19 protein-coding genes are annotated in these 19,935 nt (G+C 42.6%); 14 read left to right on the top strand and 5 right to left on the bottom strand.

Annotation, left to right across the window (positions count from 1 at the left end; all coding sequences use genetic code 11):
• The first annotated feature begins 8 nt into the window (after nucleotides 1-8).
• Nucleotides 9-932: a 50S ribosomal protein L11 methyltransferase gene (locus tag LM917_RS01910; RefSeq protein ID WP_232695711.1), complete on the top strand. Its 924-nt coding sequence runs from the start codon at nucleotides 9-11 to the stop codon at nucleotides 930-932.
• Between the two features lie 303 nt (nucleotides 933-1,235).
• On the opposite strand, the gene LM917_RS01905 is transcribed toward LM917_RS01910, so the two are convergent.
• Nucleotides 1,236-1,775 (bottom strand): cysteine hydrolase family protein, encoded by a 540-nt coding sequence (locus LM917_RS01905; protein ID WP_232695710.1) that lies wholly within the window; start codon nucleotides 1,773-1,775, stop codon nucleotides 1,236-1,238.
• Between the two features lie 497 nt (nucleotides 1,776-2,272).
• Between LM917_RS01905 and LM917_RS01900 the strand changes: the two genes are divergently transcribed.
• The 8 genes from LM917_RS01900 to LM917_RS01865 all read left to right on the top strand — a co-directional run bounded on the left by LM917_RS01900 (nucleotide 2,273) and on the right by LM917_RS01865 (nucleotide 13,088).
• Entirely contained in the window at nucleotides 2,273-3,412 is a 1,140-nt protein-coding gene (locus tag LM917_RS01900) for a glycosyl hydrolase lipoprotein (protein ID WP_232695709.1), read from the top strand.
• Nucleotides 3,393-4,247 (top strand): GGDEF domain-containing protein, encoded by an 855-nt coding sequence (locus tag LM917_RS01895; protein WP_232695708.1) that lies wholly within the window; start codon nucleotides 3,393-3,395, stop codon nucleotides 4,245-4,247. Before LM917_RS01900 ends, LM917_RS01895 begins: the two co-directional genes overlap by 20 nt.
• On the top strand, nucleotides 4,213-5,982 hold the full coding sequence (locus LM917_RS01890; protein ID WP_232695706.1) for a polysaccharide deacetylase family protein: 1,770 nt from the start codon (nucleotides 4,213-4,215) through the stop codon (nucleotides 5,980-5,982). Before LM917_RS01895 ends, LM917_RS01890 begins: the two co-directional genes overlap by 35 nt.
• Complete coding sequence (locus LM917_RS01885) at nucleotides 5,975-7,264, top strand: glycosyltransferase family 2 protein (RefSeq protein WP_232695704.1); 1,290 nt, start codon at nucleotides 5,975-5,977, stop codon at nucleotides 7,262-7,264. Before LM917_RS01890 ends, LM917_RS01885 begins: the two co-directional genes overlap by 8 nt.
• Nucleotides 7,261-9,543 carry a cellulose biosynthesis cyclic di-GMP-binding regulatory protein BcsB gene (locus LM917_RS01880; RefSeq protein WP_232695702.1) on the top strand — a complete coding sequence of 761 codons (2,283 nt, stop codon included), beginning with the start codon at nucleotides 7,261-7,263 and terminating at the stop codon, nucleotides 9,541-9,543. The genes LM917_RS01885 and LM917_RS01880 overlap by 4 nt, the downstream gene beginning before the upstream one ends.
• 178 nt (nucleotides 9,544-9,721) lie before the next feature.
• Complete coding sequence (locus LM917_RS01875) at nucleotides 9,722-10,900, top strand: thiolase family protein (RefSeq protein WP_255667864.1); 1,179 nt, start codon at nucleotides 9,722-9,724, stop codon at nucleotides 10,898-10,900.
• A gap of 137 nt (nucleotides 10,901-11,037) precedes the next feature.
• On the top strand, nucleotides 11,038-11,220 hold the full coding sequence (locus tag LM917_RS01870) for a hypothetical protein (RefSeq protein ID WP_232695701.1): 183 nt from the start codon (nucleotides 11,038-11,040) through the stop codon (nucleotides 11,218-11,220).
• Nucleotides 11,221-11,375: 155 nt separating this feature from the next.
• Nucleotides 11,376-13,088, top strand: coding sequence for an AMP-binding protein (locus LM917_RS01865; protein WP_232695699.1), 1,713 nt, complete (start codon nucleotides 11,376-11,378; stop codon nucleotides 13,086-13,088).
• Nucleotides 13,089-13,369: 281 nt separating this feature from the next.
• Here the strand turns inward: LM917_RS01865 and LM917_RS01860 are convergent, their stop codons facing one another.
• Complete coding sequence (locus LM917_RS01860; RefSeq protein ID WP_232695698.1) at nucleotides 13,370-13,540, bottom strand: hypothetical protein; 171 nt, start codon at nucleotides 13,538-13,540, stop codon at nucleotides 13,370-13,372.
• Between the two features lie 136 nt (nucleotides 13,541-13,676).
• A complete protein-coding gene (locus tag LM917_RS01855; protein WP_232695696.1) occupies nucleotides 13,677-14,333 on the bottom strand; it encodes an HAD family hydrolase in 657 nt (218 codons plus the stop codon).
• Nucleotides 14,334-14,999: 666 nt separating this feature from the next.
• Between LM917_RS01855 and LM917_RS01850 the strand changes: the two genes are divergently transcribed.
• Nucleotides 15,000-15,719, top strand: coding sequence for a YebC/PmpR family DNA-binding transcriptional regulator (locus LM917_RS01850; protein WP_232695694.1), 720 nt, complete (start codon nucleotides 15,000-15,002; stop codon nucleotides 15,717-15,719).
• 217 nt (nucleotides 15,720-15,936) lie between these two features.
• Nucleotides 15,937-16,692 carry a class I SAM-dependent methyltransferase gene (locus LM917_RS01845; protein WP_232695693.1) on the top strand — a complete coding sequence of 252 codons (756 nt, stop codon included), beginning with the start codon at nucleotides 15,937-15,939 and terminating at the stop codon, nucleotides 16,690-16,692.
• Nucleotides 16,693-16,731: 39 nt separating this feature from the next.
• Here the strand turns inward: LM917_RS01845 and LM917_RS01840 are convergent, their stop codons facing one another.
• Both LM917_RS01840 and LM917_RS01835 read right to left on the bottom strand, forming a co-directional pair.
• Entirely contained in the window at nucleotides 16,732-16,953 is a 222-nt protein-coding gene (locus LM917_RS01840; RefSeq protein WP_232695692.1) for a hypothetical protein, read from the bottom strand.
• A gap of 20 nt (nucleotides 16,954-16,973) precedes the next feature.
• Complete coding sequence (locus tag LM917_RS01835; RefSeq protein ID WP_232695691.1) at nucleotides 16,974-17,258, bottom strand: ArsR/SmtB family transcription factor; 285 nt, start codon at nucleotides 17,256-17,258, stop codon at nucleotides 16,974-16,976.
• Nucleotides 17,259-17,639: 381 nt separating this feature from the next.
• Here LM917_RS01835 and fadR point away from each other — a divergent pair, with 381 nt between their 5' ends.
• From fadR to LM917_RS01820, 3 genes are all read left to right on the top strand, one after another.
• Nucleotides 17,640-18,227: a fatty acid metabolism transcriptional regulator FadR gene (gene fadR, locus LM917_RS01830; RefSeq protein WP_232695690.1), complete on the top strand. Its 588-nt coding sequence runs from the start codon at nucleotides 17,640-17,642 to the stop codon at nucleotides 18,225-18,227.
• Nucleotides 18,228-18,367: 140 nt separating this feature from the next.
• The gene (locus tag LM917_RS01825) at nucleotides 18,368-19,144 is read left to right on the top strand and encodes an enoyl-CoA hydratase (RefSeq protein ID WP_232695689.1); all 777 of its coding nucleotides are present in this window, start codon (nucleotides 18,368-18,370) and stop codon (nucleotides 19,142-19,144) included.
• Between the two features lie 12 nt (nucleotides 19,145-19,156).
• Nucleotides 19,157-19,924, top strand: coding sequence for an electron transfer flavoprotein subunit beta/FixA family protein (locus tag LM917_RS01820; protein WP_232695688.1), 768 nt, complete (start codon nucleotides 19,157-19,159; stop codon nucleotides 19,922-19,924).
• Nucleotides 19,925-19,935 lie beyond the last annotated feature (11 nt).

Below are 19,935 nucleotides of genomic sequence, written 5' to 3'. Positions count from 1 at the left end.
ACAGATTGATGCAAAACTATTGGTTAAAATACACCCTGCAATTACCACAGGAATTAGAAGAAATCTTTTCATATGAAATGATGGAGTCTAGCTATACGTTAGGCTGGATTGAACCACAAGTAGAAGTAATCGTTACAGAGAATGGCTATGACTATGAAGAGAAAATGGAACAACCCATGACGGCTTTTATCTTTGAAGAAATCACAGAATCTGAAGAGATACATAAAGATAAAATGACGCAGTACCTGTCCCGATGGGAAGGGAAGATTAAGGTAGTAAACGTAGAAAAGGTAAAGGAAGAGAATGAATCGTGGAAAGAGGAATTCCAGACGGTTCAGGTAGGGGATTGGGTGATCGCTCCTTCATGGGAAGAGGGGGAGGAAGTGCAATCTGTTGATCAGATTATGTATATCGATCCGGGAGCAGCATTTGGAACGGGCTATCACGGAACAACCCAGGATATTATGCTCTTTTTGCAACAGATGAATCTGGAAGGAAAAACAGTATTAGATGTAGGAGCAGGTTCTGGTATTCTCTCTGTTTTTTGTCTATTAAATGGAGCAGCAACGCCTGTTTATGCAGTAGATATCAATCCGGAGAGCTGTTACGAGATCAAGAATAATCTTGCTCGTAATCAACTGGCTGAGGATTGTATTACACTAAGAATTGGCGATGCAGCGACAGATGAGCAACTAATGAGTTTGGAGCAATTTTTTGATTTCACATTTATTAACATTGGCGGAGACGAGGATATTGCTATGCTTCCTTTGGTTTTGCGTACCTTTAAGCCTGGGGGAACACTGATTTTGTCGGGAATTGTGGAATGGATATTACCCAAGGTGGAAGAGGCTTATCGTGAAGCCGGGTTTATAGTGCAAGACAAAAGACAAAGCGATGAATGGGTGACTCTGTTAATGAATCGCGTAAATTAAGTTTTGGCTTATGCCAGTAGATTTTTTTCTTTCCATTACATGGAATTGTCAATAGCTTGGCTTTGCATTGATGGCAGTAAGGGAGCAACTGCGTTCGCGATGAAAGAGCTAAATACCAATGATTTCTTCGCCATCATGAAATTGATTCAATTACTAAAAAACAGGGTGCCATTTAGTCACCCTGTTTTCTAGTTGTATTGGTAAAATACTCTTCGAAGAGTTATGTCCTGATACGCATGTAAATCATCCTCAAAAATAAGTACTAGCTTCTTCGAATGATTTTCGAAAGAAGTTTTTTTATTTTTACCGCACAACTTTCGAAGCAAAAGAAATCTCATCTGTTCGCTTCGTTTCCCCAAAAAACTTGAAAATTTGATTGTGATGAGAAATAATTTGCGCGGCGCTAAGCTCCTCCGTATCAAAAGTACTGTGGGCATCTGTAACAACTGTGACTTTGTAACCTAAACCAAATGCACGGCGGCAAGCGGTATCCACACAAATCTCTGTCTGAATGCCACATAGAAAGAGATGAGAAATCCCTAGTTTATTCAAATCGATAAGCAATTCAGTTTGACAAAAGGAATCTGCTGTTTTTTTCTGAATAAACACATCATTCTCTTCAGGAGCGAGGTCAGGATGGATTTCCCATCCATGTGTTCCAGGTTCGAATGGAGTGCCAGCAGGCGAGTTATGTTGAACATAAATGACGGGGACATCATTAGCACGAGCTTGTTGAAGCAGCTGCTTAATATTTGCAAGCAGAGATTCTCCTTGGTAAACCGGATCTGATTCTTCAAACATTGCTTGTTGTACATCGATTACGACGAGTGCAGGTTTATGCATAGCTGACCCCTTTCCGGTAAATGTTTCTATTATTCTATAAGACTATCACACAGATTCCCTCCGTGACATGAGTATGTAGTCATACCAAGTATGCAGATGTGACAGGAGACGGAGTGAAGGATAAGGTCCTACTGGTTGGAGACAAAATGGGAGGAGCAATGAATCTTCTCGCACAAAATTTACACATTGTCGCACGTACACCATGATTGGTTCGAAGCAAGACTATTTTTTTTGTTTAGAAATTGTATAGTTGAAATTAGTACAATAGTCATACTAATGGTTAAAAAGGAATTAGGAAATGGGGGTATTTACGCCTGTATAAAAAGCTTTGAAATCTTCCAGTCAAAGATTCATTACAAAATGGTTTGTTGTTTACACAATGGAAGTGTCATATCTTAATCATTTTCTTTCACTCTGTCTAGCGAATGATTAAAGCTATCATATGACGAAAAAAATGACCGATGGAAATATATAGAACGTGATGGGATGGAGTAGTCATGCGATTTGTTAAATCTTCATTGTTACTAGCGGCGTTGATTCTAGGGATGTTACTAGGATATTTTTGGAATTATTTAGCCGTAGCTAAGACAGGAGGGGGAAGTATCAACAACGGACAATCCCCCGGCGTACTACCGACAGAACAGTTTATGATCAGTCATATGACGAATACGAACGGGTCGATTAAAACTAATCTAAAGCACCAGAAGAGTAACGACGAGGGTATAGCTCTAGGGGAAGAGGCGTTGTCGGAATCGCTAGGACTGTGGATGATGTATGCGGTCGAAAAAGACAACAAGCTTTTGTTTGAACAAAGTGTCGAGGTGTTACGCACATACTTTTGGCAGGATGATGGCTGGGTTGCCTGGAAGACTGGGGCTACACCGAAATCTGTACATGCAAATGCGCTGGTAGACGATTTGCGTATCGCTGAAGCCTTGTTTCTGGCAGCCGAGCGATGGAAGGAGCCGGAATACGAGGACCTGGCCAGAAAGATTGGAAATAGTCTGGAGGAAAAACAGTATCGCAACGGGTTGTTCACCGATTTTTATGACAGAAATGCAAAGTGGACAAGTGATGTGCTGACGCTGTCCTACTTGAATGCAGCTTCCATGTCGATGCTGCAAAAGCTGAACAGTCTGGATGGGAAAAAGGTTCAGGAGAACATCTCTTTCCTAGAAAATCTGCCCATGCAAAACAATTTTTTTCCGTTTTCCTACAACCTGACCGAGAAGCAGTATCGTTATCATCAAGAAGTGAACTTGATCGATCAGCTGTACATCGTGCTTCACCGCGCGCAGGCTGGTACCACCTCCCCGGAAGTGTGGGAGTTTATAAAGCAGGAGTTCACAAAAAACGGACTGCTGTATGGCAGGTACGACGCAATAACCAAAAAGCCAGCGGTTGCCTATGAGTCTCCTTCCGTATATGGTCTGGCCATCATGTCCGCCATCGAGCTAGGAGATGCGGATTTTGCCAAAGATCTATATTATCGTATGCTACGCCACCAAACGCGCAATCCGCAAAGTGAATGGTTTGGGGCTTACATGGATTACAGTACGATGGATACCCATTCTTTTGACAATCTTGTTGCGTTGCTGGCGGAAAGGAAGTTGTACAATGAAGGACTATTACGCTAATCGTCGGAACTACATACTGTTTCAGGTTGTCATGTTTTTGTTTCTGGTCCTGCTGTGTCTGTTTGCGGCGGGAGTGGAGGAAATGACCACCACTAACTGGATACTGCTCGTGTGTACCTTGCTGATCAGCATGACAGGAATGCTTGGAGGACTGCTGGTCGGCTTGGGCGTAGGTCTTGTCGTTCTGTTTATATTCGGCAGCCTACTGATATGGAACGTATTTGCCTCGGTGCCAATTCCGCTTTCGGTCAGAGAAATTGTTCTCTGGATGGCAGCTTTTCTCGCCGCGGCTGTTACTTCCGGTCAGTTGAACAGGGCAGTAACAGGGATTTTGGCAGAAAATAAGGAGATGAACGGGAAGTTTGATGCCTTGGTCGCAATCGACGAAGTGACAGGGTTTGATAATGAAAAACGGTTTTCCTTCGATCTGGAGGAAGAGTTCAGTCGATCGCGACGTACAGGCGTACCTTTTTCGCTCTTGTTGGTACAGGTGAAATTCTTCGAACAATTTCGGGCTCTTTACGGGCAGAAAGAAGCGGATTACTTGTTGGTAACGTTGGCTAATATCTTCCGCAGCAATACCCGTATCACCGACCGAAAATTCAGGATTTCCCCAGACACATTCGCTATACTTCTGAACAACAGTGTGGATGAAAATGCGCAAATTGTCGTACGCAAGATTGAAAAGCTACTGCAGCATCACACGCTGCATAATAAAAAAAAGCAAGTGACGCTTACGATCTCCTTTGGACTAACGGACTACAGGGATGATGTGAGCGACCATCTGGAGTTGGTTGAGAGTGCAAAGCTGGAGCTTACTCAATATATACAATAAAAAGAAAATATCGGGACTGTTCCTTAGTCTGGTTCTGCTGCTACTTACGCTCTCACCGCTCTCTGCCGTACACGCAAAGGACGAGGGAGCAAAAGAGATCAGCGTGCTCGTAGTTTATTCAACGGACACAGGCGAGATCACAGAGGAAGTGCGAATGCTTGATTTGATGCTGGGCCATTTTACCGACCGCATTACGTTTGTCAGTGACGAGTCTTTGAGCGAAACGGATATGCAGGGGGCTACACATTTGGTGTATTTCGGCAGCTTCAAGAAAAGCTTGGGTACCCAGGCGAGACAACTTATGAGCGGATTTAGTGGTCCGTTTCTCACGATCGGCAAAAACGCAAAGCAGCTGGGTGAGCGATTCTCGTTTCTCACTGTCAGCGAGCAAGTGGAAGTCAATATGCTTTCTTTGGCTGACGCCCCCGACCGGGAGCGATTGGATCAAAATTATATGATTGAAACGGTGACACTCAAGCAGGGTGAGACACTTGTCCACGCGTGGAAGGGAGAGTATTCGTTTCCCTTGTTTGTAAAACAGGGAGAGACAGCTTACTTTGCCACTAACAATCTAGCTGAGCCGTTTCATAGATACTTTGGGGAGGGCTTGCACTCCTTTTTTCCTAACACTCATAACGCGGGGCATACGGCTTACATCCGTCTGGAAGACGTCCATCCTTTCTCAGACCCTGCTTTGGTGAAGCAGGCAGGAGATTATCTGGCCGATAAAGGAATCCCGTTCATGATCGCACTGATTCCTGTCTACACTGATCCCGAAACACGTAAGATGTACCATCTGAAGGACAAGCCCGAGATGGTGGAGGTGCTGCAACATCTACAAAAGAGAGGTGGGAGCATCCTCCTTCACGGGTATACACATCAGTACAGGGCGTCCGAAACGGGTGAGGGTTTTGAATTTTGGGATGTGGACAACAATATGCCAATTTCCGGTCCTCCTGATGTAGAGGTTGACGTGAAAGAGCGGTATCATTTTGTATCCAAAGAAGATTACGATGCCTACCAACAAGAACAGGTAGCGTTTGAAGAAAGATATACTAAAACGCGTCTGGAAAAGGGACTACAGGAGCTGGAGGAGCTGGGGCTTTATGCTCTAGGCTTTGAGGCACCCCACTACACGATCAGTCAACTAGGATACGAGGTCGCCTCCCGCTATTTCGGCTATGTAGCGGGACAGATGCAGCTGGGAGATCGAAACTGGCAGATCATGAGTGCGGCACCGTATATGTCACGCCCAACTTTTGTGCATGGAATGACCGTATTGCCAGAGACCGCTGGATTTTATGACCCTGCCTCTGAGACGCCGCTGGATGATTTTAAAAGCAAAGTAACGGATGCACGGTTGGTCCGTGACGGTATGATTGGCATGTTTTATCACCCGTATCTGGGCACGGATCACTTGCAAGAGATGATCACGTACATGGAGACGATTCCCGACTTGCGTTGGCTTGATTTGCAGCAATTGAGTGAATGGAACCCAGATGCGCACAAACAGATCAACTCACCCAGTGTCACACAGCAAAAGGAGCAGCCCCGATCGCAGGAAGAACTAGCGAGGGTCCTTCCGGATTTTGCTGAAACGGAGCATGTAGAGAAAATCCTGTGGGGAATCGCGGCACTTGTTTCCATCATGGTTGTGCTATTTTTGCTCTATACACTTCGCAATCGGTTCCAACTACGAAAACAACTATTCCAGGAGCGTGATCTCAATGGCTAATACTGTGTTCTACATCTCGCTTTCGGTCATTTGGATTATGCTTTTGTACCACATGTTTCTCATGCAAGGCGGGTATTTTCACTTCCTGCGTTTCACTCGACCAATACCAGAGTGGGAACGGACCAAACAACCGTTACCTCGAGTAAGTGTGTTGATCCCCGCACATAACGAGGAAGTTGTAATCGAGCGGACCATCAAGTCGATGATCCGGCTAGATTACCCCAAGGATAAGCTGGAAATCATCGTAATCAATGACAACTCGAAGGACCGGACAGGTGAGATCGCTGATGGGTACGCCAGCAAGTACCCGTTCGTTAAAGTGGTGCACACCAAGCCTCCTCACGCCGGAAAAGGCAAGTCAGGTGCGTTGAATCAGGGATTCCAGCATTCGACGGGAGATGTAATTGTCGTATATGACGCTGACAATACGCCTGAGCGAAAAGCGGTCTACTACCTGGTGCTGGCCCTTTTGAACGATCCGGAGGCAGGCGTGGTGGTGGGTAAATTTCGCGTCATTAACGCGGCAAAAAACTTGCTGACCCGCTTTATCAACATCGAGACGATCTGTTTTCAGTGGATGGCACAGGCAGGACGTTTTCATTGGTTTCGTGTCACCACCATACCTGGTACCAACTTCGCCATTCGTCGCCATTTGATCGAGGAACTGGGCGGCTGGGACGAAAAGGCGTTAGCGGAGGATACCGAGTTGACGATCCGTGTCTATAACAAAGGCTACAACATCCGCTTTTTCCCGGCAGCTATCACGTGGGAGCAGGAACCGGAAAACTGGAAAGTATGGTGGAAGCAGCGTACGCGCTGGGCCCGCGGGAATCAGTACGTCGTGCTGAAATTCATGGGCCGCTTATTTACGCTGCGGAAAAAAAGTATCATGTTTGACCTGATTTACTTTTTCTTTACTTATTTTCTGTTTTTCATGGGTGTCATCGTGTCCGACATTCTGTTTATAGTCAATCTGTTTGTTGACCTTCAGCTCAACGTGGGCATCGTTTCGGTCATCCTGTGGGTTTTGGCGTACTTTTTGTATGTGACAGAGGTCATGATCGCATTGAGCATCGAAAGAACCGAGCTGAACATGAAAAACTTCCTGATTGTACTGTTCATGTACTTTACTTACTCCCAGTTGTGGATTGCTCTCGTTATTTACGCGCTGTTCCTCGAAATCAAGCGAGTGCTGTTTGGTCAGGAAGTGAAATGGTACAAAACGGAGCGTTTTGAAGTAAAGAAAAAAATAAAGCAAGAGAGGATAGAAGTGGAGAAATGAAACGTTCATGGAACCAATCAATTGCGCTGCTGACGGTTTCCACTTTGTTGGCCGTCCAGCTGCCATCAGTCGTGTCTGCCCAAGTGACACCGACAAAAATTCCCGTTACTGCGGCTACCGAGATGGGGAATGTCACCTTTACACGCGTGGGGGACGGGAAAGTAGCCAGCTATACCCCGAATGCGTCCAGTTCTTCCCCAGGGTACTTGTATCGATTTATCTCGGAACCGTTAACGCTGAATGGTGTTGACGCTTCGCATGACTATTACTACAATGTGCCCAAGGCAACGCTTGGGACAAATAACTACCTGGAGCTTTCCTTCAGTCATTCAGAGCTACTGATCGATTCACAGTCTACATTGACGGTAAGCATTGATGACAAGCCTATTAAAAGCTTGTTTTTGACCGAAGAGACCAGTCGTCAAGGCAAGATTCGTATTCCGTTGGGACCAGATGAAACAAAAGCCGGATATCACAAGATTACCGTGAGCAAGCACAGCCTCGTATCCGATGATTTGTGCAACGACGATTACAATCCGGCCAACTGGCTGAAAGTAGACCAAGCGTCGTCTGTGTTTATTGATACGAAAACTGCCTGGTCATCCAATGACTTGCTGAATGACTTTCCCCACCCTTTCGTTGAGCCAGGCGTGTCCAGTGAGGTATACGGCGCGATCGTGGTGCCTGACACTGCATCTCCCGGCATAGTTTCGTCCGCCTTGGAGTTGGCCACCTCCCTTTCGTCTTACACGGCCGCACACAATTCCATCCCAGTACTGACCGAGTCGGAGTGGGCGAAACAAGCGAAACGACAACACGTCATCGCACTCGGAGGTATAGGTGAGTGGAAAGGGCCGATCAAGCAGCTGGTAAGCGACCAGCGCGTACAGCCAAAGGAACAAGCGCTCTCTATTGACTACTTTTCGATGCAAGCAAGCAACTCCAATCAGACAAACCTGCTGATGCTGGTAACAGCGACGGAGGAGAAGACGATTCAGGAAAAAATAGGAGTACTGACCGACTCTACGTTAACTAGACAGCTTTCCGGAAATCAAATGAATGTTCATCAAACCCCGGTGGTAAAACAGCTAGGGGAAACGAAGCCGAAGCAGCTGACTCTGTCATCGTCTGGCTACGATCACGTGAATCTCAATGCGATGAACGACAAATCAAACAACATGAGGCTTACCATTCCTTCCTCCTGGAAAGTGACGGGGGACGGCTCGCTCGATCTCAAGCTGAAAGTGTCGCCGTTGTTGCTGCAGGATGCAAAAGATCAGGAGAAAAACAAAGCGGATAAGAGCAACAAACGTGATCATAACGGGTTGACGGTGTATGTAAATGGAGTGCCAAGCGCCATTTCTTTGGCAAAGCTGGCTGAGGAAAATAAAGAGAGCGATGTATACACGGTCAGCATCCCAATCTCGGCAGAGTTGCTTGCGGAAGAAGGTAACGTCTTGACCGTTTCACTTGCGGCTCATATGGAACAAAAGGGTGCAGCTTGCTACCGTGATGAAAACAATGGACGCTGGATTTTTGTAGACAAGGAAAGTGTGCTGAACGTACCTCATGAGGTTGCTAAGGAGCATAGCTTTCAATACTGGCCAGCTCCATTTGCGGATGATCAAGGTCCTGACCGGACAGCGTTTTTGCTGCCAGAGAATGTAGGGACCGGATATCTTTCCCAGCTGTCGATGCTTGCAAACGATCTGGTAGTCGACTCCGTTTCAACCGCAGATATTCCTGTCTTCCGTGAGCCTTTGCAAGAGGAAGAGAAAAAGCAGCTGGCCGAATACAATCTGATTGCTGTCGGGGATCTCAGCCAATTTCCTTCACTCAGGGAAAAGCAAACGGAACTGTTAGTGCAGACTGAAGGGGAACAACTGCAGCTGGCTCCGTACAGCGTGTTGAATGAGACGACGATGTACGCTGCTTGGATTCAGCCATCACCGTGGAACAAAGAAAATGCCTTGGCCATCTTCCAGTCTGCAGACCGCAAGATGACGGGTAGCTCTAACCTTCACCCGGACATGTTCACCCACCTGAAAACATCCCATCAGGATGGACAAGTTCTGGTGATGAGCAAGTCGAAAGAGATTTTTACGATTGATGTGAATCAAAAATCGGGGAGTAAGAACGAGAGCGATTCATCCCCTCTTACGGAAAAGCTCCCGCTTTGGTTGATCGTACTGATGCCTACCGTTTTCATTGGCTTGCTCATTATATTTTTACGTATGTGGCGCAAGAAAAAGCTGAACAACTCTGACAGACGGGAATAAAATAAAACAGCATAGCCAGTAACCGAAGAAAAGGCATTCCTAGCGTCAGTCGACTAGGAATAGCCTTTTCTCTTGTTACTTATGCATTCTTTTTAAGCGAGCTTGGAAAGTTACTGCTTTTTTTGTAAGAATTATGTGATAATATAACCAAAAAATGGTGTAAGCAGGAGGGATTTCATTGCAAGATCCAGTCGTAGTGGTAGTGGCAAAGAGAACGCCAATCGGCACATTTGGTGGTATGTTTCAAGATGTTTCAGCTCGTAAGCTGGCTGAATTGACAATGAGAAATATTGTGGAGACAGCAGGAATTGATCCGACGATTATCTCTGACGTAATTATGGGTAACTGTATTCAGCGTACCGATGAGCCGAATATAGCACGAACAGCAGCACTTGATGCAGGTTTTCCCAAGGAGGTTACTGGTTGGACCGTACAGCGGCAATGTTCTTCGGGCATGCAAGCAATTATATCAGGATATCAGCAAATCACGCTGGGCGATAGTGAGGTGGTCTTGGCTGGCGGTGTGGAAAGCATGAGTTCAGCCCCTTATGTGTTAAAGGATGCTAGATTTGGCAAAAGACTGATGCATGGACAGATGACAGATGGCTTGTGGGAGCTATTAACTGATCCACATCACAATATATTAATGGGAGAAACAGCAGAGCGGCTGGTTGATTTGTATGGAATTACTCGGGAAGAGCAGAACGAGATCGCTCTTTCCAGTCATCAAAAAGCCTCCTTTGCAAGTAAATCGGGCAAGTTTGAAGACGAAATTATCCCAATTGAGCTAATAAAACGAAAAGAATCCATTACCATTACGCAAGATGAACATATTCGTCATGATATTACGGAAGAGGGGTTACGAAAATTAAAGCCCACATTCCGCACGGACGGAACAGTAACAGCAGGGAATTCCTCGGGATTAAACGATGGAGCATCTGCTGTACTGATGATGAAGAAAAGCAAGGCGCACGCCTTAGGACTAACACCTCTTGGAAAAATCGTCTCCTATGCCTGGGCAGGTGTGGAAGCTGATCTAATGGGGTATGGACCCGTTCCAGCTGTCAAAAAAGTTTTTGGAAAATCGGGTCTTACCCTTGCAGATATGAACCTGATTGAAGTGAATGAAGCATTCGCTGCGCAGTATCTTGCAGTAGAAAAGCTGTTAGAATTAGATCGCAGTATTACCAATGTAAATGGCAGTGGCATAGCACTTGGTCACCCTGTTGGCTCAACAGGTTCTCGCCTTATTGTTACTTTGCTCCACGAGCTGAAAAGACGAAACCAAACCTATGGTCTCGCCACACTTTGTGCTGGTGGTGGAATGGGAATGGCGATGGTAGTGGAGAGCATGTAGTTCCTCGTCGATTGATAGAGAAATCCCCCACCCTTTGCATAAGATCCCAACTTTTGGACAAAGTAATGGAGCATCAACATGATGCTTCTGGAAAGAACGATATTACTATCGCAACAGTGAAGGGGGGATCAAGAGCAATGAAGGTAAAACAAAAAGAAACCATGAAAAAGGTAATTGTAGTAACCCTGTGTGTTGCGTTTCTTGCCTTGCTTGCCTACGCCGGTTCATCCTGGCAACAATATAAGGAAACTTCTCAAAAATTGCATGGGTCGCTTCCAGCTGGCGACTCTTTTTCTTCTATTGTGAACACAGTGTTGTAGATGGTTCATTCTTGCCTCTATATAAATATAAACTTATTCCAGAACAAGATTTATATGGAAATGTCGGACTATTTCGAATAGAATATACAAGTAAGAGAGATTGTGAATGGGAATGATATGGGATAGATAGGGTATCAAAGGTTGGAGGGAAAGTGATGACAATTACCAAGCCTTGGTTATCTTGTTACCCAGCAGAAGTTTCCGCTACATTGGAATATCCCCGTGTTCCATTGACCTACTACTTGGAGAAAGCAGTACAGGATTATCCACACAAAAATGCCCTTTCCTTCATGGGAAAGCGCATGACCTATCAAGAACTACTTCAATATTCGTATCGGTTTGCCCATGTTTTGCAAGCAAACGGTATTAAAAAAGGTGACCGAGTTGCTATCATGCTCCCCAATCTGCCTCAAACGGTGATAGCCTTTTATGGTATCTTGTTTGCGGGTGCTGTTGTTGTAATGACCAATCCGCTTTATACGGAGAGGGAATTACTTCATCAATTAAAGGATTCAGGCGCATCAGCTATTGTCGCTCTTGATCTTTTGTATAAAAGAGTGATGAGTGTAAAACCGGAAACTGAGATTAAAACCATTTTTGCAACTGGTATTAAAGATTTTCTTCCCCCACTTAAAAAAGTAATATACCCTCTTGTCCAAAAATTTGATAAAAAGGCAATACCGGTTCCTGAAATCGCTTACACAAATGAAGTCGTTGATTTTGTCGGTGTAGTAAAAGAAGCAAAGACCGATCCTGTTTCTGTTGACGGCGATTGGGAAAACGATTTGGCTGTCCTGCAATACACTGGTGGTACAACAGGAATCGCCAAAGGTGTAATGCTCACACATCGAAATTTGGTAGCGAATGCGATACAATGTGATGCTATCATGTATCGGATCAAAAAAGGGGAGGCAAAAATCCTCGGTGCCCTGCCTCTGTTCCATGTGTATGGCATGACAACTGTAATGAATTGTGGCATTCAAAAAGCTGGAGAAGTGATTTTGATCCCAAAATTTGACGCTACTATGATCCTGAAAACCATTCAGAAAGAACAACCTAATTTGTTCCCAGGTGCACCCACCATGTATATCGGGCTGATCAACCATCCAGATATTCAGAAATATGATTTGTGTTCCATCGAGGCATGTGTGAGCGGTTCTGCTCCTCTTCCACTAGAGGTACAGGAACGGTTTGAGCATATAACAGGTGGTAAGCTTGTTGAAGGCTATGGATTAACAGAGTCGTCTCCAGTAACACATTCCAATAACTTGTGGGAAAAGCGTATTAATGGAAGTATCGGTATTCCATGGCCTGATACAGACGCTTGTATTATGGATGCTGCTACAGGAGAGCAATTACCTGTAGGCCAGATAGGTGAACTGGCAGTCAAGGGTCCTCAGATCATGAAAGGCTACTGGAACCGCCCGGAAGATACCGCCATGGTACTACGAGATGGATGGCTTTTGACAGGAGACATCGCGTATCAAGATGAAGAGGGATTTTTCTATATAGTTGATCGGAAAAAAGATATGATTATTGCTGGTGGTTATAATATCTATCCACGTGAAGTGGAAGAGGTGTTGTTCGAACATGTTTCTATTCAGGAAGCGGCGGTCATAGGAGTACCTGACCCTTATCGCGGAGAGACGGTAAAGGCTTTTGTTGTGATGAAAGAAGGCCACAAAATGAATGAGGAAGAGTTAGATCAATTTTGTCGAACAAAATTGGCAAGTTATAAAGTACCTCGCAAATATGAATTCCGTGAAGAGTTACCCAAAACGATGGTAGGAAAAGTGCTTCGCCGTCAGTTACAAGATGAAGAGAAGAAGCGTATGGCTGATGAAGAAAGCACGAGCAAACTGGGATAGGTATTGATTCTGGTTCCATTACAAATTTTCCGAACGGGAAAGTCCACTTCTTCAGGTGTGGGATGAGAGTGAGGTCGGATACGGAACACCACTAAAAACCGTAAGGTTTTGTGGTGCTTCAAGTATCCAAAAATTTCACTCTTTTTTGTTGTGCATCTGTTGTAGTTTTTAGATAGCACTGATACAATAAATATATGAATGAATATAGGGGTATCGCCAACATTTCGGAAATTTTGTACGCTAAGAAAATTTTCAACTTAAAAAAGTCGGATTCCTGTACGCTAAGGAACCGACTTTTTTATATGGGATACTGCCGACAACAACATAACTTCCGTTGTAAGATTGATTTCCATACGTGCATCTAACTTTTCATTAGTTTCAAGAAGTATTTCTTCTAAATTAGAATTAACAATAATGCAATTGACACCATCAACTCTTGTCCCTAATGCCATCTATTGAACCACATCATCAAAGATTTCTTCTGAAGCAAGATGCTCTAAACTTGATACTGCAACTATATGCTTCAGAGTTATTGTTTTTACTCATTATAAAAATATTGTGAAGTAAAACAACTTCTGATTATGCTTATTATGTAAAATAACTTAATAATCTATCAAAAGAATTGATCTCGGCATATGGTTTTATTTCGGTATCATTCTTGATCATATGTGGATTGAACCATATGCCCTTTATATTTGCATTTTGACAACCACCAATATCCTTTTCTATGTCATCTCCAACGAATAATGCGGCTTCCGGTTGCACATTAAGCTTATTTAATGCTAATTCAAATATGCGTTTGTCAGGTTTACTAAATCCCACTTCTTCAGAAATAATTATTATATCAAAACAACTATTTAATTTAGTGTTAATTATTTTAGCTTTTTGTCTCTGAGTTGAGCCGTTTGTTATAATTGCAACTTTAACATGCATCTTTATAGTATTTACGATATTTATAGTATTTTGGTTTATAGAAAAACAATGAGGAAAATTATTATTCCAAAAATCTTGAATGTAATTGCGTGGCAATCTATATTTTGGTGGAAATTCATCAAAAAATGATTCCAAAACTTTTATTTTATCACTATAGCCATAGCCTCTATTATCATATTCCTTGAATTTTTGTAACATTTCGTTTTTTGCTGAATGTTTAACATCCTCATAACACTTTTCTAAAATAATTAAAAACATTTTATCTACTGCCTTATCCCTATTAAGTAAGGTATCATCTAAATCAAATAGCATTGCTTGATAACCTCTCAAATAACTTCACAGCCTTTCTCACATTATATAAATAATCCCTAGTTCGCACCTTCAAACTAATTTGTAACAACTGATGCCATAATATCAAAAATGTGGTAGATATAAAATAGGTATGAAAATTTTATTGTTTCCACAACATCATCCAACGTAACGTTCAGTCGTCTGAACATTTGAAAAGGATTTTTCATCATCAGAAACCACTTTCCCTTTTTTTATACTTTGTGCATTTGGGAAACTATTTCTTCCAACACCAGAACCCAAATCTAAAACACTGTCCTCTAAGGAAGAACCAGCTACTTCGAAAGGACTTCGATAGAAGTTTTTCTTATCATGCAGCGTTCTGCTTTGACGGGTTTCACAATAGCTTTCTTTCCCAATAAAAAAAAGCGGTGAAGCATTCGTTAATTTCTTATACGGACTGTTTTCCCCTAATATGTGTGTGGTATTATAGTGTGGTGCTTGGATTCAGCTTGGATTATAGCTTCTTTTTTCTCATAATAGATCAGTTAATTGAGATATAATATAATCTAGTGAATGGAAGCATTAACCCTTGAAAGTATGATGATTACGGTTTGAAAGAGGCTTGAAAAAAAGCAGCTTATTTCATATGATTAATTAATTTTGTGAAGATGAAAGAGAGTGGGAATTATGGGTCGCAAGTGGAACAATATTAAAGAAAAAAAGGCGTCAAAAGATGCAAGCACAAGTCGCGTATATGCAAAGTTTGGAAAGGAAATCTATGTAGCGGCCAAACAAGGTGAGCCAGATCCAGAATCGAATCGTGCGTTAAAGGTCGTTCTTGAGCGTGCAAAAACGTATAGCGTGCCTAAGGCAATTATTGACCGTGCGATTGAAAAAGCAAAAGGTGGATCAGACGAAATTTATGACGAGCTTCGTTATGAAGGCTTTGGACCAAATGGCTCCATGGTGATCGTTGATGCGCTGACAAATAACGTGAACCGTACCGCATCTGAAGTGCGTGCTGCCTTTAATAAAAACGGCGGTAACATGGGAGTAAGTGGGTCTGTTGCCTATATGTTCGATGCAACGGCTGTTATTGGTCTTGAAGGAAAAACAGCAGATGAAATGCTTGAAATACTAATGGAAGCAGATGTAGATGTTCGTGATATTTTGCAAGAAGAGGATACAGTTATCATTTATGCTGAACCTGATCAGTTCCATGCCGTGCAAGAAGCATGTAAAAATGCTGGTATCACAGAATTTACAGTAGCTGAACTAACGATGCTTGCGCAAAATGAGGTAGAACTTCCAGAGGACGCTCAAGCTCTATTCGAAAAAATGATTGATGCAATTGAAGATCTAGACGATGTTCAACAGGTGTACCACAACGTTGATCTAGGTGAATAAGAGTTGGAATGAAAGCAAGCAGACCTTTGTCAGTAAACAAAAGTCTGCTTGTTTTTGTGTTCAGGTAATAATTCTTCATTCGCAAAGATAACACATACCCTAACAATACGTGGTTTTTTTGTTGGGTGATGTTCCGTCGAAATCCTTGACAGTGAATTAGGTTATTCCTAAAATAAATCATACTATTTTGGAATATAAAAGAAAGAAGGATACGGACATGAAGCAGAACCTATTTGATAATCCAGATTTCTTTCGAGATTTTCAACATAATCGTTTATCAGGGGAATCGGAGAATGATTTGATTGAACAACCAGCCCTTCGTAGTTGTCTTCCTCCATTAAAGGGACTGAAAGTTTTGGATCTTGGCTGTGGAGGAGGGCAATTTGCCAGGTACTGTATGGACCAGGGAGCACTTGCTGTGACGGGTGTAGATCTCTCGAAAAACATGCTGGAATATGCACATACACACAATGATCTTGCCGGAATTACCTACATACATGGAGCGCTTGAAGATATCGAGTTGCCAACCAATTATTATGACCTGATCGTGAGCTCGTTAGTTATGGATTACGTGCGAGATTATGAAAGTGTAGTAAAAAAGATAACTCAAGCTTTGAGTGATAGAGGATATTTTGTATATTCAACGTTACATCCTCATATTACTGCCCGTAAATTGGTAGAAGGGTGGGTGCGCGACGAGAAAGGGAACAAACATTACTGGCCACTTGATAATTATTTGGAAGATGGTCGTCGCGAGATGTATCTAGTAAAGGATCAAAAGGCAACTTTTTATCACCGTTCCATGTCAACTGCAGTTAATACCTTGATTAAAGCAGGGCTCATGTTACATGAAATAATTGAACCAACTTGTACGCCTGAAGGATTACTACGACAGCCACATCAAATATCCGAGATCAGACGGCCCACGTTTCTTATTTTAAAGACACAAAAAGTTTATTTAACTAAAGAGTAGGAATGAAAAAGACGAATTCATTTAGAATTCGTCTTTTTCTCATTCGACTTCTTTTAGCATTTTTTCAATGTTCACTAATCGCTTGTTTAAATCATCTACTCTCTTTTGAAGCGTTAAAGTATTTTCACGTTCAAGCATTAGCTTTTCATTCGCCCTTTTTTCATAACCTTTAATTGTTTTTAAGATAAAATAAATAACTAAAACAACAAATGCGATGGGAACTATTAATCCCAGTATCCCCGTAATACTTGATATAATCATTTACTCTTCTCCCTTAGTAATTATGTGTTTTTATTTTTCAATGTTAGTGTTGATGCTAAGCTAGAAATCATTTCCTCGTTGATTTCTAAATGAAATGAATTAAGCATATAGTATTTCGCTGTTTTTCCACTTTCTAAAATTTCCATGCTACTTGAAACTAATTTTGCCTCCTCTAGCTTTTGTAAGTGGAGATAAAGTAAAGGCCTACTCATACCTAACTCACGTGCCAACTCACTTACATACTGTCGTCCTTCTGATAAAACCGCAATAATTTTTAATCTGTGAGGATTCGATAAAGCTTCCAAAAACAAAAGTAACTCATGACCGTAATTAAAATGTATCATATGTAAGTATTTTATTACATGTATAGGTTAATAGCAAATGTTTTTAATATAGAACTGTATGGTGAGTATGGAGATACGATTCTGAGGACGGTGATTGGTTTGAAAATATTCTCTTTCTCCTCTTTCTTACGGAGCGGACTGTCAAAACTCCCAGTAGGATGTCAACAGGAGCGTAGTTGATATCTATGCTTCTTCCGAAGTACCCAAACGACATAAATTTCCTTTCCTCCATTGACACTCGAACAGCCCATGATATAAACTACTTATGAATGAATAGTCATTCATTTAATGCAATTCAAAATAAACTAACATACATCCTAGAAAATCAAAGTGGAGGGTAATATGGCCAAAAAAACGGGGGAAAAATATCAAGCCATTATAAATGCAGCCGTCAAGGTGATCGCCGAGCACGGTTATCACAACGCGCAGGTATCAAAAATCGCCAGAGAAGCAAAAGTAGCGGACGGCACTATTTATCTCTACTTTGAGAACAAGGATGATATCCTCATCTCGCTATTTAATGAAAAGATGGGACAGTTTGTTGAGAACTGCAAAGAAATGTCTCAGAGAGCGAGTCACGTATCAGAAAAGCTCCGTATCTTAATTCATTCGCATCTTAACCTACTGGCAGAAGATTACGATGTGGCGATTGTGACTCAAATAGAATTACGACAATCTAACCCAGAAGTAAGCCAGGGGATAGGAGAAGTGTTGAAATCCTATTTTAATCTAATCGATGAAGTAATTCGTCAGGGTATTGAGGAAGGTGTATTCCGTTCTGATATCGATGTCCGATTAGCTAGAACGATGGTTTTTGGCACATTGGACCAGGCTGTTACTTCATGGGTTATGAAAAAAAGCAAGTATGACCTTGTCTCTCTTGTTGATCCCATTCACAATCTCTTTCTTAAGGGACTTTGCAAGGAATAAACTGGTGTATAAGCGAAATCCTGGGGAAATTTTTCTTTTTCTCTGGGGTTTCATTTGATACAATATTTCCAGTTCCTATTTTTTGCACATAGACTGATCGGGCGCTCAATCACCCGTTCTTTTTGAAGGGAGACCTGTACATGTCTTATCCGAATGTAAAGCTTTCAAAAGAGAATCATGTTGCAGTGATTACGATAGACCATCAACCTGCTAACGCACTGAACCAAACCACGTTGAAGAGCCTGGGGGAGGCTTTGGATGATTTGGCATCAGATGATCAGGTGAAGGCGGTAGTACTTACTGGAGAAGGGCGCTTTTTTATTGCAGGAGCAGACATCAAAGAATTCACTGAATTAGATGAACAAAAAGCAGTGGCGGTCTCAGAGGTTGGTCAACAGCTATTCAACAGAATGGAAACCTTTTCTAAACCAATCATCGCAGCTATTAATGGAGCGTGTTTGGGCGGTGGCTTAGAGCTAGCTATGGCTTGCCATATCAGATATGCAGCTCCTGAAGCAAAAATGGGTTTACCTGAATTAAATCTAGGTATTATGCCTGGATACGGGGGAACGCAAAGACTTCCTCTTCTTGTGGGACGTGGAAAGGCAACAGAACTAATTCTTACTTCTCAATTGATTGATGGAGAAGAGGCGTTTAAAATTGGTTTGGTAGATGCTCTTTTCCCAGTTGAACAAGTGGTGGAAGAGGCCAAAAAGCTAGCGAACAAAATTTCAGAAAAAAGCGCAATTTCAGTTAAATTATCACTTGATGCTATTCATCACGGACTTTTACATGGAGTGGAAGCAGGATATAAACAGGAAGCTAAGCTGTTTGGACAGGTTTTCACGACAGAGGACCGGAAAGAAGGCGTCGCTGCATTTATAGAGAAGAGAAAGCCGAACTTCACCAATCGTTAGGAGGTAATACACATGAAAATCTTGGTAGCCATGAAGCAGACGTTTGACACAGAAGAAAAAATTGTGATTCAAGATGGCAAAATTAGTGATGACGGTGCAGAAACCATTATTAATCCGTATGATGAATATGCGATTGAGGAAGCAATCAAGCTCCGTGATGAGCATGGTGGAGAAGTTGTTATCATCTCAGTTGGTACTGATCGCGTAGAGAAAGAACTTCGCACCGCACTTGCGATGGGTGTAGATCGAGCAATTTTGGTAGATGACGAAACGTTGTTTGGTGATGAATATACCACAGCTAAAGTCTTGGCTGCCGTTGCTAAAAAAGAAGGATTTGACCTGATTCTGGGTGGCCAAATGGCTGTTGATTCAGGGGCAGGACAAGGTGGTCCCAGGTTAGCTGAAGAATTAGGCATCAACCATGTCTCTACTGCCGTAAAAGTAGAGATCGATGGTGAGAATGTACGTGTAGAGCGAGATGTAGAAGGAGATCTGGAAGTAATTGAAACCACTTTGCCTGTTCTAATTACAGCACAGCAAGGTCTTAATGAACCACGTTACCCATCTCTTCCTGGCATTATGAAAGCAAAGAAAAAACCTTTGGATCATTTATCCGCTGATGACCTGGGAATTTCTGTAGCAGATATCTCCGCTAAAACCGAAATTATTGAGCAGTACTTACCTCCGAAAAAAGAGGCTGGTCGTATTTTATCTGGCGATATTCCAAGTCAGGCATCTGAATTAGTACAATTGCTTCGTAATGAAGCAAAAGTGATCTAAGAGGAGGGACT

The sequence above is a fragment of the Brevibacillus daliensis genome (genome assembly GCF_021245735.1).
Taxonomy (GTDB): Bacteria; Bacillota; Bacilli; order Brevibacillales; family Brevibacillaceae; genus Brevibacillus_B; species Brevibacillus_B daliensis.
Note: the sequence above shows the minus strand (reverse complement) of the source record. Positions and strands in the feature narration are given on the sequence as shown.

Bases quoted from the DNA above. Each gene is read 5' to 3' on its own strand.
- LM917_RS01910 (WP_232695711.1), top strand. From the start codon at position 9: ATGCAAAACTATTGGTTAAAATACACCCTGCAATTACCACAGGAATTA.
- LM917_RS01905 (WP_232695710.1), bottom strand. From the start codon at position 1,775: ATGCATAAACCTGCACTCGTCGTAATCGATGTACAACAAGCAATGTTT.
- LM917_RS01900 (WP_232695709.1), top strand. From the start codon at position 2,273: ATGCGATTTGTTAAATCTTCATTGTTACTAGCGGCGTTGATTCTAGGG.
- LM917_RS01895 (WP_232695708.1), top strand. From the start codon at position 3,393: ATGAAGGACTATTACGCTAATCGTCGGAACTACATACTGTTTCAGGTT.
- LM917_RS01885 (WP_232695704.1), top strand. From the start codon at position 5,975: ATGGCTAATACTGTGTTCTACATCTCGCTTTCGGTCATTTGGATTATG.
- LM917_RS01880 (WP_232695702.1), top strand. From the start codon at position 7,261: ATGAAACGTTCATGGAACCAATCAATTGCGCTGCTGACGGTTTCCACT.
- LM917_RS01870 (WP_232695701.1), top strand. From the start codon at position 11,038: ATGAAGGTAAAACAAAAAGAAACCATGAAAAAGGTAATTGTAGTAACC.
- LM917_RS01865 (WP_232695699.1), top strand. From the start codon at position 11,376: ATGACAATTACCAAGCCTTGGTTATCTTGTTACCCAGCAGAAGTTTCC.
- LM917_RS01860 (WP_232695698.1), bottom strand. From the start codon at position 13,540: ATGGCATTAGGGACAAGAGTTGATGGTGTCAATTGCATTATTGTTAAT.
- LM917_RS01855 (WP_232695696.1), bottom strand. From the start codon at position 14,333: ATGCTATTTGATTTAGATGATACCTTACTTAATAGGGATAAGGCAGTA.
- LM917_RS01850 (WP_232695694.1), top strand. From the start codon at position 15,000: ATGGGTCGCAAGTGGAACAATATTAAAGAAAAAAAGGCGTCAAAAGAT.
- LM917_RS01845 (WP_232695693.1), top strand. From the start codon at position 15,937: ATGAAGCAGAACCTATTTGATAATCCAGATTTCTTTCGAGATTTTCAA.
- LM917_RS01840 (WP_232695692.1), bottom strand. From the start codon at position 16,953: ATGATTATATCAAGTATTACGGGGATACTGGGATTAATAGTTCCCATC.
- fadR (WP_232695690.1), top strand. From the start codon at position 17,640: ATGGCCAAAAAAACGGGGGAAAAATATCAAGCCATTATAAATGCAGCC.
- LM917_RS01825 (WP_232695689.1), top strand. From the start codon at position 18,368: ATGTCTTATCCGAATGTAAAGCTTTCAAAAGAGAATCATGTTGCAGTG.
- LM917_RS01820 (WP_232695688.1), top strand. From the start codon at position 19,157: ATGAAAATCTTGGTAGCCATGAAGCAGACGTTTGACACAGAAGAAAAA.